The following is a 15,231-nucleotide window of genomic DNA, read 5'->3' as shown; positions in this document are numbered from 1 at the left end:
AAACAATATGTGCCGAATTTGCTCCCGGAGACGATTCAAATTGGGAGGAAAGAAGTTCATTTATCAGGGAACTTAGATCCAGCATAGGTGAGGATGAATATGATTGTTTTGATGAAAACGGTATATTCAAACTGAGGAATAATAAGCAGGAAGAATGCGAATATTTGGACAGTGAATACTTTAAAAAATATACAAACGGTGAAGATCCGTTTTAAAATAAGGTATCATATGAGGAGGTGATATAATGTCAAAATCGGATTCAAAGTCACAAGTGAAATTTATGTCGGCGATGTTTAAAGGAAAGGAAATATTTAAGCCTTTAAATACAGGTTTTATTGATGAAAGAGTGAGCTGTATCAGGGAATATGTGGTCAATATTTTCTTTTATACAAAGAACGGACATACGATAATGGTTGATGCGGGGTATAACTATGAAAAACTTGCAGAAAAGATGAGTTGGCTGAGTATTGACTACAAAGATATCAAGGAGATTTTAATAACTCATTTGGATACGGATCATGTGGGAGCGATTGAAAAAGACAGTGAAGGTATATTCAAAGACTCAACAATATATATCGGCAGAATTGAAAATGAGTACTTAACGGGAAATAAGCACAGGAAGGTCTTTTGGGGATTATATAAATTGCCGAGAGTAAACATTGATAATAAAAAGGTTTTAGTTGATGACTCTCAGGTTATTTTTATCGGAGATATTAAGATAGAAGCCTTCATTGTGCCGGGGCATACATGGGGGCATCTGGTATATCTTATTGACGATATGTACCTGTTTACAGGGGATACGATTTGGTTCGGAGCTGACGGAGGATATGCATTTTTAAATACACTGGCGGAAGACGGAAAGCTTCAAATAAAATCTCTGAAAAGATTGGAAGAAATCCTTAGAAAAAGGAATCTTAATTTAAAGATTATTACAGGTCATACAGGTTGGACTGATGATATAAACTTTGCCTTTGCCCATAGTGATGAAATTTGTAACTCGTTAAGAAGAAAACCGAAAGTCCATGATCCTAAAGCACCTTATGACGGCTTTGATGAAAGCGGTGATAAGAAAGAAAATATAGAAAAAGTATTACCCAAAATATTGCAGAAGTAGTATAGTGTAAATATATTTTTATGCGAAGGAGAATATTATGTTGGAAGTAGGAATCAAAGGACAAAGAGAAACCGTGGTTACCAAGGAGAAGACTGCAACAGGTATCGGAAGCGGACTTTTGGAAGTATTTGCAACACCTATTATGATTGCACTGATGGAAGAGTCGGCATTTATGAGCGTAAATGAAATACTGGATGAGGGATTTACTACAGTCGGTATTGCAGTGGATATAAAGCATATAGCGGCCACACCTGTAGGTATGAAGGTAGTTGCAAAGTCGGAACTTTTAAAGATTGACGGAAGAGAACTGACCTTTAAGGTGGAGGCGTATGATGAAAAAGGACTTATAGGTGAGGGTATTCACAAGAGATTCATTGTAAATAATGACAAGTTCCAGGCAAAGACCGACAGTAAGTTGGAAAAGTAAATATATAAATAAGTAAAGTGTAAGGGCAGGAGCCGATGCACTTTTTTATATTAAGACTATTGTTATATATAGTATTTTACTTTTATGATAAGATACATAAAAAGGAGGATACTATGAAAAAGAGATTGTTATATTTGATTCCTGCATTATTTTTACTTTCAGGCTGCGGTAAGAGTGTTTCCATATCTATAAACTTACCCGGAAACGAAAGTAAGATAAGTGAAAGCGGCGATACAGACGAAAGTGAAGCTACAGAGGCTACAAAGGAGAGCGTGAAAAAAGGCGTAGAGATACTTGATGCAAATGTGTACTATAAGCCTCAAGACGGGTATCAACCGCCTGAAAATATTATACCGCAGATAAAAGCGGATAATAAAAATCTTGAAGATACAATAAAAAAGATAAATTCGATTTGGACAAGCGACTATTCAAAAATACAGCTGACAAGGTATGATTCCAATATATTCAGCTTATTGATAGATACTGTAACAGTTGACAACACAGCTTCAAGTGAAGAATTAAGAGGGGTCAATATAAGCTCAAGCACAGGTAAGGAGCTTAAGATTACAGCTGTTTTAAAGAATGCAAATACTCTGTATGAAAAATTGATGAGTGATCATGATTTTGTAGACGATTATGATGATATTGATAATTTTAGTGAAAAACTGAAATCGGTTTTGACGGACCCGGATGCTTTTACTGACGGTGAGAACAAAGACAGTGATGTTGCCTGGTCGCTTGGTAACGGCGCACTCATGATATATATGCTTGAAAATACAAAGTATGGGAAGCAGTCGGTGTCTATTCCTATAGACTATATAAAGTATAAGGAGTTTTTTAAGCCTGATGTACTTACTTTACCGGATGATTATGCTTTCAAAATCATTCCGGACAGGGAGATGACTGTAAATATAGGCGGAACGGAGCGTGTTGTGGAAGTCGATGAGGACATTGACGAATACGGTGTATTACAGGAAGTCGAGATGAAAATTGACGGAGCAAAGAGAGAGTATAAGGATGACAGCTATAGCTACGGTATTACAGATGCCTATATTTTTAAAAGGGGAGATTCGGCATACCTATACCTTGAGTTGACCTATGATAATGACTATAGGAGCATCAAGGTGATTGATTTGAATAATGATAAACAGTCGGATATCAGTGAGTGTTTTGCAGATACCGATCCTCTAAATCCGAATAAGTTCTACCTTGGCGAGAGGGTTGCGACTATAAGCACTGTGAATGTTGAAAGAAAGTATGCATTAGGTGAGGGAGGCAGTCCTAAGGCATTGGAAAACTACTATACTATTGTTACTCCTGTAAGCTTGGTCGCTAAAATCGAGTTAAGCGGAGAGCGTTTAAAGTGGATAAACGGAAGTTATGACAGCAGCATTACTCTTCCTGTAGGAATATTACTGACCCCTGTAGGCAGTGACAATGAAACTTTTACAGATTACAGTACAAGTAGCGGAGATATTATAAGGATACCTATGCAAAAATCATCGGACGGTGAAATAACTATAAACGGCAGAGATGTAAGAGATGTATTTGACGGTACATTCTTTGCAGGTTGATATGAACACAAATCAGATTATTATTCATGTGGATATGGATGCTTTCTATGCTTCAGTAGAGATGAGAGATGATAAAACTCTAATAGGTAAGCCGCTTATCATAGGTTCAAAGCCAAGTGAGCGGGGTGTTGTTGCAACCTGCAATTATGAAGCCAGAAAATACGGTATTCGTTCAGGTATGAATATTAAGGAGGCGTATAATCGTTGTCCTAAGGGGATTTTTAAACATCCGGATTTTGACAAGTATAGGGCGGTATCAAACAGCCTACATAAGATACTTGAGAGTTATACCGATATAACGGAGTATATTGCACTTGATGAGGGCTACCTTGATTTGACAGAGAAGGTATCTTCGTGGGAGGAAGCAGGAAAAATAGGATTTGAGATCAAAAAAAGGGTAAGGGAGGAGCTCTCTCTTACCTGTTCTGTAGGTTTGGCATATTCAAAGACTGCAGCAAAGACGGCAAGTGAAGAGAAAAAGCCTGACGGATATTTTGAAATAAAGACAAGAGAAGATTTTGTAAACCTTGTAATTGACAGAGATGTGAGAGCATTGTATACAGTTGGCAAAAAGACTGCCGGGAAGCTCCATATGTATGGTGTAGACACTGTGAGAGATTTACAAGACAAGTCGGATTTTGTAAAAAAATTTATGGGAAAACAGGGTGAATATCTTATCGGTCTGGCTTTCGGATATGATAACAGAAAGGTGATACCCTACAAACAGGAAGATGCCAAGTCAATCAGTAAGGAATTTACATTTCAAAAGGATGTATCAAGCTTTAAATTTTTGGATGATGTGCTTTTTATAGTAGCTTTTCGTGTAGAGGAAAGGGCAAAAAGACTTGGACTCTACGGGGAGGGAGTTTCTCTTAAAATCACCTATTCAAATATGAAGAGTATCACAAGGTCAATGCTTGTAGATGAATGCAGCAATGATGCTTATACAATATATGAGAGTGCAAGTATGCTTTTAAAGAATGTGAAAAAGGGTGAGATAAGGCTTATCGGAACGGGAATATATCATCTGAGAGAGGAAGAGGGCAGGCAGCTTAGTTTTAACGATATTTTTTCAAGAGAGCGCGATATTATAAGCCAAAAAGTGGAAGATAAGTGGCGTGAACTGAAAAATTATTATAAAATAGATTTTGATGAGATAAAAAATTCATCAAACAGGCTTAAAACTTATGAATGTATAGAAAAAATGAGAGAAGTTATGGAGTCTATGTAACAAAAGGCTCAAAACATATAAGAAAGGATCATATATGAGAACTTTTGATGAGCAGGCTATAGTTTCTATAGCACCTAATGCGAATGCGGTTTCAAATGGCAGAAAGCTGTCATCAGGAAACAGTTTTGTAAAAAGAATGAAGTCGGCTGATGACAGTCTTTATTTTGGTGAGTGTAAAGGAAGTGGAAAGAGCAATTATAATGTTTCCATAGACTTTGAAAAAGAGGGTGAACCGGTATTTAGATGTTCTTGCCCAAGCAGACAGTTTCCATGCAAACATGCTATAGGCTTGATGTTTGAGATGAAAGAGGGCAAGAGCTTTGAAACGGCTGAGATTCCTCAGGATATTTTGGATAAGAGAGAAAAGATAGAGGCAAGAGAAAAGAAAAAGGCCGAGAAGGAGATTGAAAAGGAGAAAAATCCTGACAAGCCGAAAAAAACAAGTGCAGCCTCAAAAGCGGCTAAAACAAAGAAGATAAAGAAGCAGATTGAGGGCTTGGATCTGTTAAAAGATGTTATGAGTCAAATAACAGGTTCAGGTGTGGCAGCCTGCGTGGATAAAGCATTTGATAAAAAATATGATGAACTGGCAAAACAGTTGGGAGATTACTATTTGCCGGGAGTACAGATAATATTTAAAAGATTTTTAAAATCTTTAAGAACGATAAAAAATGATCTGTTTATAGAAGAAATAATAAATGATTATCCTAAGAGCTATATAGATGAGTTAAGAAACGACTATCCAAATGACTATGTTGAGGAGTATTTGTTATCTTTAGCGGTAAAGGAGCTAACAAAGCTTAGATATATCGAAAAGAGAGCAAGGGATTACCTTAATAAAAAGCTTGAAAGTGATTCTACCGACCCTGATGATAATATATTCTATGAGGCACTTGGCGGAGTCTGGAAGCTTGAAGAACTTGGTGAAACAGGTCTTAAAAAGGAAAATGTATCAATTGCGGAGCTGAGCTTTATATCGGAATATGATGATGTAAAAGCAGAATATATAGATAAAGGCTATTGGATAGATCTTGATACCGGAGATATAAATTATACAGCCAATTATTGCCCTCTAAAAGCAAAGAAATATATTCAAAGAGATGACAGCTTCTTTGGTAAAAAGTTTATTGAAAAGCTGTATTTCTATCCTGCAAATGAGGGGGAAAACAGAAGAATCCGTTATGAGAGCGGCACAGATGAAGATTTGAACATAGATGATATTAAAAAGATAAGAAGCTTTGCAAAGAAGAACATAACAGAGTTTTTAAAGCCTGCTAAAAATATATTGAAGGCTACTTTATCCGATAATGCTTATGGAGTACTTTTTGAGTTTGCTAAGATAGGTACAAACGGAAGTGATGTTGTAGCAGAGGATAAAGAAGGAAAACAGATCTTACTAAGGGCGATGACTAAGGATAAAACAGCCATGGACGCAATATTCGGACTTCCAAGTAAAGACTATCTAAAAAATCAGGTGTTATTCGGATTGGCACATTATGACTCGATGCTGAAGCAGATTTGTGTAGAGCCAAGAAGTATTATCACGGAAAACGAAATACTCAGATTGGCATATTAAGGGAGGCTATTATGAATTTGGATATTTTATATAAATTACAGGAACAATTAAGAAACAGTGTAATTACAGGCAGCTCTCTTATAAAGGAAGACTTCAGACTGAAAAAATGTGTAGATGATATGGAGGCTCTTTCAAAGGCGGCACCTGTTTTTGCCCAGATCAAAAAGCAGGCAGATGAGCTGTTTGTATGTGATAATCCCGGCGAGAAGACTTTGGATCTGCTTGCACTTGTAGATGCGGTACTTGAAACTCAGGCAGGTATATATGAAACAGGTGAGCTTTCAGATATCGAAGCGGGTTGCGGAAAGATTAACGGAAATTATTCTTATAAGATGCTTGAGCCTGTTATAACTGCACTTACTACAACAGGAAGCGGTAGATGGGAAGTGTTGGTGGAAGCCAGAAAAGAAAACCCTGATATCTTCTTAGACTATAGAATATTGGCAAAGTTTATTGCAGGACTTGGAGACGGATACAGTGAGATCTCATTTGCGATCGGAAGATGGATCATGCAAAACGGAAAGATGATGGTAGAGCCGCTAAAAAGAGGCTTTGATCCGATGGGAAAGAGTGAGATGTATCTAAGATTTGATATTATCGCGGACCTTGCAAAAGAAGAGGAAAATGATTTTTATTTGTCTGTTATAAACGGTGAGGCAAGGAAAGATATAAGAAAGAGGGCTATAAGGTCTTTGATGTATAGTGAAGATAATATAGACTTTTTGATTGAACTTGCAAAAACATCCGATAGAGCAAGTAAAACCGATGCTATAGAGACTTTAAAGACATTTAAAAATAAAAAGGCAATCGAATTTTTAAAAACTGTAGTAGTTAAGAAGAAATAAAAGGTGATAGATATGAGTGAAGAATTACAAAGACTCCCTGCGGAGGTCATGTTCCAAAAAGAAATAGATACACTTATTGCGGCTGAAAAAAATCCGATTCCTACAGGATGGAAGATGTCACCGAAATCCGTACTTACTTACATTATGGGCGGTGAGTGCAACGGTGTAAAAATAATGCCGAAATACATAGGAAATAAGAGAATAGTTGAAATAGCAATAGCCACTTTGGTAACAGACAGAGCATTGCTTTTGATCGGCGAGCCCGGTACTGCAAAGTCATGGTTGTCGGAGCATCTATGCACCGCTATAAACGGTAACTCAACCTGTGTTATACAGGGAACTGCAGGAACTACAGAGGAGCAGATAAGATACTCATGGAATTATGCTATGCTTATAGCAGAAGGTCCAAGTGATAAGGCAATTATAAAGAGTCCTGTTTTTGAGGCTATGGAAGAGGGTAAGATTGCCAGATTTGAAGAGATATCACGTTGTGCCTCCGAGGTACAGGATGCCCTTATTTCAATTCTCTCCGAAAAGAGAATTTCGATTCCGGAACTTGGTAAGGACAGTGCGGCTAAGAAGGGATTTTCAATAATAGCTACAGCAAATACAAGAGACCGTGGTGTAAATGATATGAGTGCCGCTCTAAAGAGAAGATTTAATATAGTGGTGCTTCCAAGTCCGAATACTCTTGAAGAGGAGATGGATATCGTAAGGACAAGAATTGAGAAGCTTTCAGAAGGTATGGCATTGCTTTCAAAGGTGCCTGAGGCTGAGGTAATAAAGAAGGTCTGTACAATATTCAGAGAGCTTAGACAGGGTGAGACACTTGACGGAAAGCAAAAAATCAAATCCACAGCAAATGTACTTTCCACTGCAGAGGCTATATCCTTACTTACAAACAGTATGTCTTTGGCAGGGAGCTTCGGAGACGGAGAGATAAGTGATGCGGACCTTGCAGCAGGACTTCAAGGTGCAATAGTAAAGGAAGATTCCAAAGACTCAAAAGTTTGGGAAGAGTACCTTGAGAATATAATGAAAAAGCGTGGAAAAGAGTGGATTGGACTCTACAATGAATGTAGGATGCTCAATGGCTAGGAGGCAGCCATGAAAACTTTTGGAATTAGACATTTTTCACCTGCAGGTGCATATTTTCTAAGACAGTTTTTGGATGAAGTAAAGCCTTCACTTGTGCTTATAGAGGGACCGGCGGATTTTGACTTTTTGATAGATGATATTGTCTCAAAAAATCTTGTTCCTCCGTTTGCCATCATGGCATATACAAAGGAAGCACCTATTGACACAATTCTCTATCCTTTTGCAGAATATTCGCCGGAGTATCAGGCAATTCTTTGGGCAAGGGAAAATAATACGGAATGTCATTTTTTTGATTTGGAATCCGATATAATTTTGGGACTTGAAAAAAGGAATGATGAAACTAAAGATGAGGAGATTATCTCAGAAACAAATCCAAAGAAAAGTATTGAAACGGATATGGAAGGTTTTTGGGAGAGAACCTTGGAGCAGAGTGAGGATATGCATGCCTATAGAGCCGGCAGTGCTTTGTTTGGAGAAAGCATAAGAAAAGATACAGATTCAGATGACAAATCCTTTATAAGAGATACAGTCCGTGAAAGCTTTATGAAAAGAAAGATAAAGGAATATATAGAAAAGGGATTTGATACTGAAAAAATAGTGGCTATTACAGGTGCTTTTCATACATCAGCTATTGAAAGTCTTGAAGGAGCAATGTCCGATAAGGAATATAAGGCATTGGTAAGAAGAGAATCCAATGTCACACTGATGCCGTATTCTTATTATAGACTTAGTAAAAGAACCGGTTATGGTGCGGGAAATGCGGCGCCGGCGTATTATGAGTTACTTTGGCAGGGATTTTTAAACGGAGATATTACTTATCATGAAAGAAAGTATCTGAGCAGTCTGGCAAAGTATATGAGAGAGCATGGCGGAATCGTTTCATCCGCTCAGGTAATAGAGGCGACAAGGCTTGCAAGAGAACTTGCTGTTATTCGTGGAGGCTCTGTTCCCACACTTGAAGATTTAAAGGATGCAAGTATTACCTGTATGGGCGGTGGAAGTTTCGGTGAGATGGCAATGGGCTTTGCCGAAACCGATATAGGCAAAAAGATAGGCAGTGTTCCTCAGGATGCTATGCAGACATCTATACAGAGTGATTTTACTTCTAAACTTAAGCAGTTAAAGCTTGAAAAATATAAGGAACTTGTGGCTACACCATTGCAGCTTGATTTAAGAGAAAACCTAAGAGTAAAGTCAAAGGATAGTGCTTTTCTTGACTTAAACAGATCGTTTTTCTTATACAGACTTGTTGTACTTGGAATAGATTTTGCTAAGATTAAAAGAAGCAGTCAGGATAATGCAACCTGGGCCGAGAACTGGATACTTCAGTGGACACCGGAAGCTGAGATACAGATAGTTGAAAGCGTATTAAAGGGAGATACTATAGCGGATGCAGTAGCATTTGTGCTGAGTGAAAGGCTATTAGAGGCTACAAAGATATCTGAAATAGCGGATGTTATAGAAGATGCGTTTAATTGCGGACTTCCTAAGATAGTGGAGGGTGCGAAAAGAAGTCTTGATGAGATGACAAACGGTGCAATAGCCATGTGTGATATCGCGGATACCGTAAGTAAACTTTCAAATATGATTTCATTCGGTGATATCAGAAAACTGGACAGAGAACCTCTGATACCTATTGTAAAAAGACTTTGTATCAGAGCTTCTCTTATGCTTGTCGGGGAGTCGGCATGTGATGATATAGCGGCGGCTGCATTGGCGGAGGACATTCAAAAAATACATAATGTTTTTATGTTACAGGACTTTTTGGATGAGAGCCTTTGGTTTGATAAGCTTACAGAACTCTCAAATAGAGATGATCTGAATACAAAAATCTCAGGACTTGCTACTGCAATACTGCTTGATGCAGGTAAGATAGATGAGCCGACTCTTAGAAAAGAGGTATCAAGACGACTTTCTGTAGGTATGCCTGCAGAACTTGGTGCAAACTGGTTTGCAGGTCTGTCTATGAGAAATCATTATGCTCTTATAGGGAGACTTACACTTTGGGAGAGCCTTAGTGAGTATATGGATACCTTGGATGAAGAGGAATTCAGACGTTCGGCAGTTTTTTTAAGAAGAGCTTTTGTAGAGTACAGCGCTAAGGAAAAAGATATGATTGCTGAAAATCTTGGTGAAATATGGGGACTCAATGCTCAGGAAGTAAGTGAAATAATAAACTCTGAGATAAAGGAAGTAGACACGGAGATTCTCGAAGACTTTGATTTTGGAGACTTTTAGGAGATATAAATGGATACAAATGACAGACTGAGGCGATGGAGACTGATACTTGGTTCTGAAGCACAAAAAAGAATGGAAGGTATGGGAGACGGACCGGATTTAAGTCAGGAAGATCTTATGATGGATACGGCACTTGATGCTATCTATAACAAGGATATGAAATTCGGCTTCGGAGGTGGAGCCGGAAAAGGTGCATCAAGTCCGCAGATAAGCAGATGGCTTGGGGATGTGAGAACACTTTTTGATAAGGACATTGTAAAGATAATTCAGTCCGATGCTATGGAAAGATGCGGCTTAAAGCAGCTGATATTTGAACCTGAGCTTCTTGAAAATATAGAGCCGGATATGCATATGGCAAGTATGATACTTACCCTAAAGGATCAGATACCGAAGAAAAGTAAGGAAAATGCCAGAGATTTTATAAGAAAAATAGTGGAGCAAATAAATGCTTTGCTTGAAACGGATTTAAAAAGGGCAGTTACAGCAAGCATAAACAGAAAATTGCATTCTCCCATTCCGTCAGCATCAGCACTTGATTTTCAGACTACTATAAGAAAGGGTATCAAAGACTACAATACAAAACTGAAGAAGATAATCCCTCAAAAGTATTATTTCTTTGAGAGAAGCGCAACAACTGCCGCCAATAAATATACTGTTATTTTGGATATTGACCAAAGCGGTTCTATGGGAGAGTCGGTAATATATTCATCTATAATGAGCTGTATCCTGGCAAGTATGAGTGCTATAAAGACTAAGGTTGTGGCTTTTGATACCAATATCGTGGACTTAAGTGAAAAATGCGAGGACCCTATTGATTTACTTTTCGGATTTACACTCGGCGGTGGAACAGATATTGAAAAATCAATAAAGTATTGCACTAAATATATAGAGAACCCGAAGAAGACGATTTTCTTTTTGATTTCAGACCTTGAAGAGGGCGGAAACCGTGCAGGACTTCTCAGAAGATTGACACAGATGAAGGAAGACGGTGTTATTGTGATCTGCCTGCTTGCCATATCAGACTCAGGCAAACCTTATTATGATGCAAATATGGCACAAAGAATTGCAAATAACGGTATTCCTTGTTTTGCAGCCGCTCCGCAGATGTTGCCAAGGCTCTTAGAAAAGGCGATGAAAAATGAGGATATGAGTGAGTTTGCAACCAGTAAATTCGGTGTGGAAAAATAAGGAGATAAGAAAATGAGAAGATTATTTATTATGACACTTGGTTTATATTGTGCAGTTGCACTTATGGGATGCAAAGCCGATGCTGCAAACACTTCAGATTCTAAGACCGCTATAGAGTCGCAGACAAGTTCGGTTGCAACTACAGATACAAGTGTTGCACAGAGCGGTGAAGATTCTGAGGGTTTAGGCGGCTGGAGTATAAGTGAGAAGCTTTCACCAAGTGATAACAGTGAAGCAATGAGAGCCTTTGATATGGCTGTCAAGAATCTGGAGGGTTATTCGTATGAGGTTGTAGCCGTACTTGGCTCACAGACTGTATCGGGAACAAATTATTCATATCTTTGTAAAGGGATAGCAGTGACACCTGATGCCAAAGCGGAATATGCGGTTGTCAATGTATATGAGGATTTAAGCAAAAATGCAAAGATCACAGGAAGTTTGGAACTGTTGGAAGGTAAAGAAGGCTGGGAGTACAATGAAGGAAGTGCAAAGTTGGAGGATAATGCCGATGCCAAGACAGCTTTTGATAAGTCTCTTGAGGCCTTGGCAGGTGCAAACTATGAGCCTATAGCCTATATAGGTAAAAAGGACAATTCATATGCGATACTTGCAAAGATTTCAACAGAGGGTTCCGATTCACAGACAACCATATCAATGGTTTATGTAACTTCTACAGATTCGGGAGCGATGATTGATGATATCAAGGATGTGGATATATCTATGTAGGATACAAAGTACCTAAAGAGCAAATAGAGTATCTTATAGGAGTTGTAAAATAAATAATTAGGGGGAAATATGAATTTCAGATTTGCAAAAAGAGATGATTGCGCTTTAATACTTTATTTTATAAAGGAACTGGCATCATATGAGAAAATGCTTGATGAAGTGGTTGCTGATGAGAAGATTTTAGAAGAGTGGATCTTTGATAAGCAAAAGGCGGAAGTTATCTTTGTAATGGAGAATGAAAAGGAAGTCGGGTTTGCACTTTTCTTTCACAACTTCTCTACATTCTTAGGCAGAGCCGGAATATATCTTGAGGATCTTTTTGTACTGCCGGAGTTTAGAGGAAGAGGATATGGTAAGGCCTTATTAAAGAAACTGGCCTCCATCGCTGTAGAGAGAGGCTGTGGCAGACTTGAGTGGTGGTGTCTTGACTGGAACAAGCCGAGCATTGACTTCTACCTGTCTCTTGGTGCCGAGCAGATGTCGGACTGGACCACATACAGGATAAACGGAGATACATTAAGGAGGATGGCGGAAAGGAGAGAGTGACTATGTGCGAAGTACTTGATAGAGTAGAGGCAAAAGTATAACTTAAAATAGGGTACTGCAAAATCTGATTTATAACGATTTTGCAGTACCTTTTTTATTTTAAATTATATAGGCAAAAAATCAGTGGTACAGGCACTATTTGGCTACTTTTACATAGTATTTAGAACTTTTTTGTTATATAAGTAAATTAGCTTATTGTATAAAAATAAAGGAGGAACGTGATAAAAAATATAGAACAGAATGGTGGTATATTGTTAAAAAATAATGATTTTTGAGGGAAGGATATGAAAAGAAATATTTTAAGATGCTTTATGGCATATATTTTGAGCATATTACTGTTAAGTAATAACTTGGAAGTATTTGCAAGTACTTTGACAAACGGGGTAGAGATAACATCAGAAACCGAAGAAAGAAGTGATACCGTTATTTCAAGGGCAACGGATTCAAATGCAAGAGAATGGAATTTTACGTACTTTGGACCTTCTACATCTACAATTACAAATACAGTAAATGATGATGCAGATATAGATGGAGAAGTGGTTTTAAAATCAGCAACATATAAAAAAGACGGAAGTATAAATAAAAAGGGCGGAAAGTTCGTGTCTTCCGATCCGGCTGACGGAATAAGCTTTTATTATACAAAAATAGATCCGAGTAAAGAAAATTTTATTCTTGAGGCGGATGTGAGGATCGATTATATGAATCCGAAACCTGATGGACAGGAAGGATTTGCGCTGATGGTAAGGGACTCTATAGGTGAAAAAGGAGATCCGGCAAGTTCTGAATCAAATTTGGTATCTATAGGTGCAACACAACTTCCTAAGGGAGAACTCAATTCTACAACTCAAGTAAAGGATATGCTTGGAGTAAGGGCGTACACAGGTATTGATAATAAGATAAAGCCTAATCCCGACACATTTAAAGTTTATAGATTAGGATTTGACAAGGATGGAGACAAGGTAAGCAGTGGAGATACTTACAGAGTCAGGTTGGAGAAAAATTCTTCAAGCTATGTTGTATATCAGCTTGCTATGGACGGCACTGAGCTTTATAAGTATGAAATTCCTATACAGGCAAAGGATATTCGTACAAACAGTATAAGCGGATATGAAGAGTTAAATGACCCTATGAATGTACAGGATCGTTTTGCATATGTAGGATTTGCCGTTGCAAGAGGTATGAATGTCACATATTCAAATATAAAATTTGAAAAAAGTGAGTTTGATGCAAATGATTGGAGACCTCAAGAAAGCAGATATATAGATCTACAGGCAAAGATTACAAGTCCTGATACTGCGGCAGAAGAAAATTATACATTAGTTTTTAAAGCCAATGCAAACGGATCGGCTAAAATATATCAAGATAATGTACTTAAAGACAGCGTGGAAGTCGTTAATAATGAGGAACTTAAGAAAGATTATGATTTATCAGCAGGTAAAAACTTCAGTGTTGAGTTTACCCCTGAAGCAGGCTATGAACCGGAACCTTTTGTAAAGCTTAAATCTTATGCAACTGTTACACTAAATAAAAGTGTATCATTAAGAACTATAGGAAAAGATTCTTATATATATGTATCAAATACAGGCTTGGATGAAAATGACGGTTCAGGATATGATAATGCAATAAGTTTGGAGTCTGCAATAAAGTATGCTAAGCCGGGACAGACAATATTATTGAAACCTGAAGTTTATGATATGTCAAATAAGTCTCTAATTGTACAAAAGGGAAGAAACGGAAGAGAAGATAACCCTATAAGAATACAGGGAGACGGGGGTTTTGCAACATTAGACTTTAATAGAAGCGGCAAGGGATTTAGCCTTGGCGGAGATTATTGGGAACTTAAGCAGTTTAATATTACGAATACTGCAGACGGATATAAAGGACTTGGAATCTCGGGAAGCCATAATATAGCGGAAAGATTAAATTTATTTAATAACGGAACAACCGGACTGCAGATTTCAGGGAGCAGCGAAGATTCTAAAGATAAATGGCCAAGTTACAACTATATTTTAAACTGTACATCAATGAACAATGCCGATTCGGCCATGGAAGATGCTGACGGATTTGCGGCTAAGATAACATCCGGAGTAGGTAATGTTTTTGACGGTTGTATTGCGGCATATAATGCAGATGACGGCTGGGATCTGTTTGCAAAGGTGGCAACGGGGTCTATAGGAGATGTAACCATAAAAAACGGTGTCGCATATAGAAACGGATATATACTGATAAAGAACGGTGGTAGTAAAAAGAACTTTGAATTTGCACCGGGAACAGTGGATGAGTATGGAAATTTGTCATTTGACAAGCCCAATATAATGTTGGATGCCGGAAACGGTAACGGATTTAAAATGGGTGGCTCAAATGTATATGGTGCACATAAACTTGATAATTCAATTTCATATGAAAATAAAGCAAAGGGAATTGATTCAAATTCAGGTCCGAATATAAAGATTTCAAATTCAACATCATATAATAACGGAAGTTATAATGTAGCTTTGTATACAAGCGATAAAACATTAAAAACAGAGTTCAGTGCTAAAGGTATATTGTCATTTAGAAAGGGAACAAATATAGGAGAGCAGCTTTCTTTGCAAAGCCAAGCCGGTTCCGATGTAATGGACGGAACAACTTTTTATTGGAATAAAGATGAGAATATTTCAAAAAATAA

The 15,231-nt window shown here is 37.8% G+C and carries 11 protein-coding genes and 1 pseudogene; all 12 read left to right on the top strand.

The window, feature by feature from the left end:
* The first annotated feature begins 244 nt into the window (after positions 1-244).
* Entirely contained in the window at positions 245-1,114 is an 870-nt protein-coding gene (locus ACO6FI_RS02970; RefSeq protein ID WP_485456041.1) for an MBL fold metallo-hydrolase, read from the top strand.
* A gap of 37 nt (positions 1,115-1,151) precedes the next feature.
* Positions 1,152-1,541, top strand: coding sequence for a thioesterase family protein (locus ACO6FI_RS02965; RefSeq protein ID WP_485456040.1), 390 nt, complete (start codon positions 1,152-1,154; stop codon positions 1,539-1,541).
* Positions 1,542-1,654: 113 nt separating this feature from the next.
* Positions 1,655-3,115 carry a hypothetical protein gene (locus ACO6FI_RS02960; protein WP_485456039.1) on the top strand — a complete coding sequence of 487 codons (1,461 nt, stop codon included), beginning with the start codon at positions 1,655-1,657 and terminating at the stop codon, positions 3,113-3,115.
* Between the two features lies 1 nt (position 3,116).
* The gene (gene dinB / locus ACO6FI_RS02955) at positions 3,117-4,346 is read left to right on the top strand and encodes a DNA polymerase IV (RefSeq protein WP_485456038.1); all 1,230 of its coding nucleotides are present in this window, start codon (positions 3,117-3,119) and stop codon (positions 4,344-4,346) included.
* Positions 4,347-4,380: 34 nt separating this feature from the next.
* Complete coding sequence (locus tag ACO6FI_RS02950) at positions 4,381-5,922, top strand: SWIM zinc finger family protein (protein WP_485456037.1); 1,542 nt, start codon at positions 4,381-4,383, stop codon at positions 5,920-5,922.
* A gap of 11 nt (positions 5,923-5,933) precedes the next feature.
* Entirely contained in the window at positions 5,934-6,767 is an 834-nt protein-coding gene (locus ACO6FI_RS02945) for a HEAT repeat domain-containing protein (RefSeq protein ID WP_485456036.1), read from the top strand.
* Positions 6,768-6,779: 12 nt separating this feature from the next.
* Positions 6,780-7,865 (top strand): ATP-binding protein, encoded by a 1,086-nt coding sequence (locus ACO6FI_RS02940; RefSeq protein WP_485456035.1) that lies wholly within the window; start codon positions 6,780-6,782, stop codon positions 7,863-7,865.
* Positions 7,866-7,874: 9 nt separating this feature from the next.
* Positions 7,875-10,103: a DUF5682 family protein gene (locus ACO6FI_RS02935; RefSeq protein WP_485456034.1), complete on the top strand. Its 2,229-nt coding sequence runs from the start codon at positions 7,875-7,877 to the stop codon at positions 10,101-10,103.
* Between the two features lie 9 nt (positions 10,104-10,112).
* The gene (locus ACO6FI_RS02930; RefSeq protein ID WP_485456033.1) at positions 10,113-11,291 is read left to right on the top strand and encodes a VWA domain-containing protein; all 1,179 of its coding nucleotides are present in this window, start codon (positions 10,113-10,115) and stop codon (positions 11,289-11,291) included.
* Positions 11,292-11,303: 12 nt separating this feature from the next.
* On the top strand, positions 11,304-12,017 hold the full coding sequence (locus ACO6FI_RS02925; protein ID WP_485456032.1) for a hypothetical protein: 714 nt from the start codon (positions 11,304-11,306) through the stop codon (positions 12,015-12,017).
* A gap of 69 nt (positions 12,018-12,086) precedes the next feature.
* Complete coding sequence (locus tag ACO6FI_RS02920; protein WP_485456031.1) at positions 12,087-12,563, top strand: GNAT family N-acetyltransferase; 477 nt, start codon at positions 12,087-12,089, stop codon at positions 12,561-12,563.
* A gap of 284 nt (positions 12,564-12,847) precedes the next feature.
* A pseudogene (locus tag ACO6FI_RS02915) lies at positions 12,848-15,231 on the top strand (hypothetical protein); the annotation flags it as partial.

The organism is Lachnoanaerobaculum sp., from assembly GCF_057250505.1.
The sequence above is the reverse complement of the archived record's forward strand: the minus strand, read 5'-3'. Positions and strand labels throughout refer to the sequence as shown.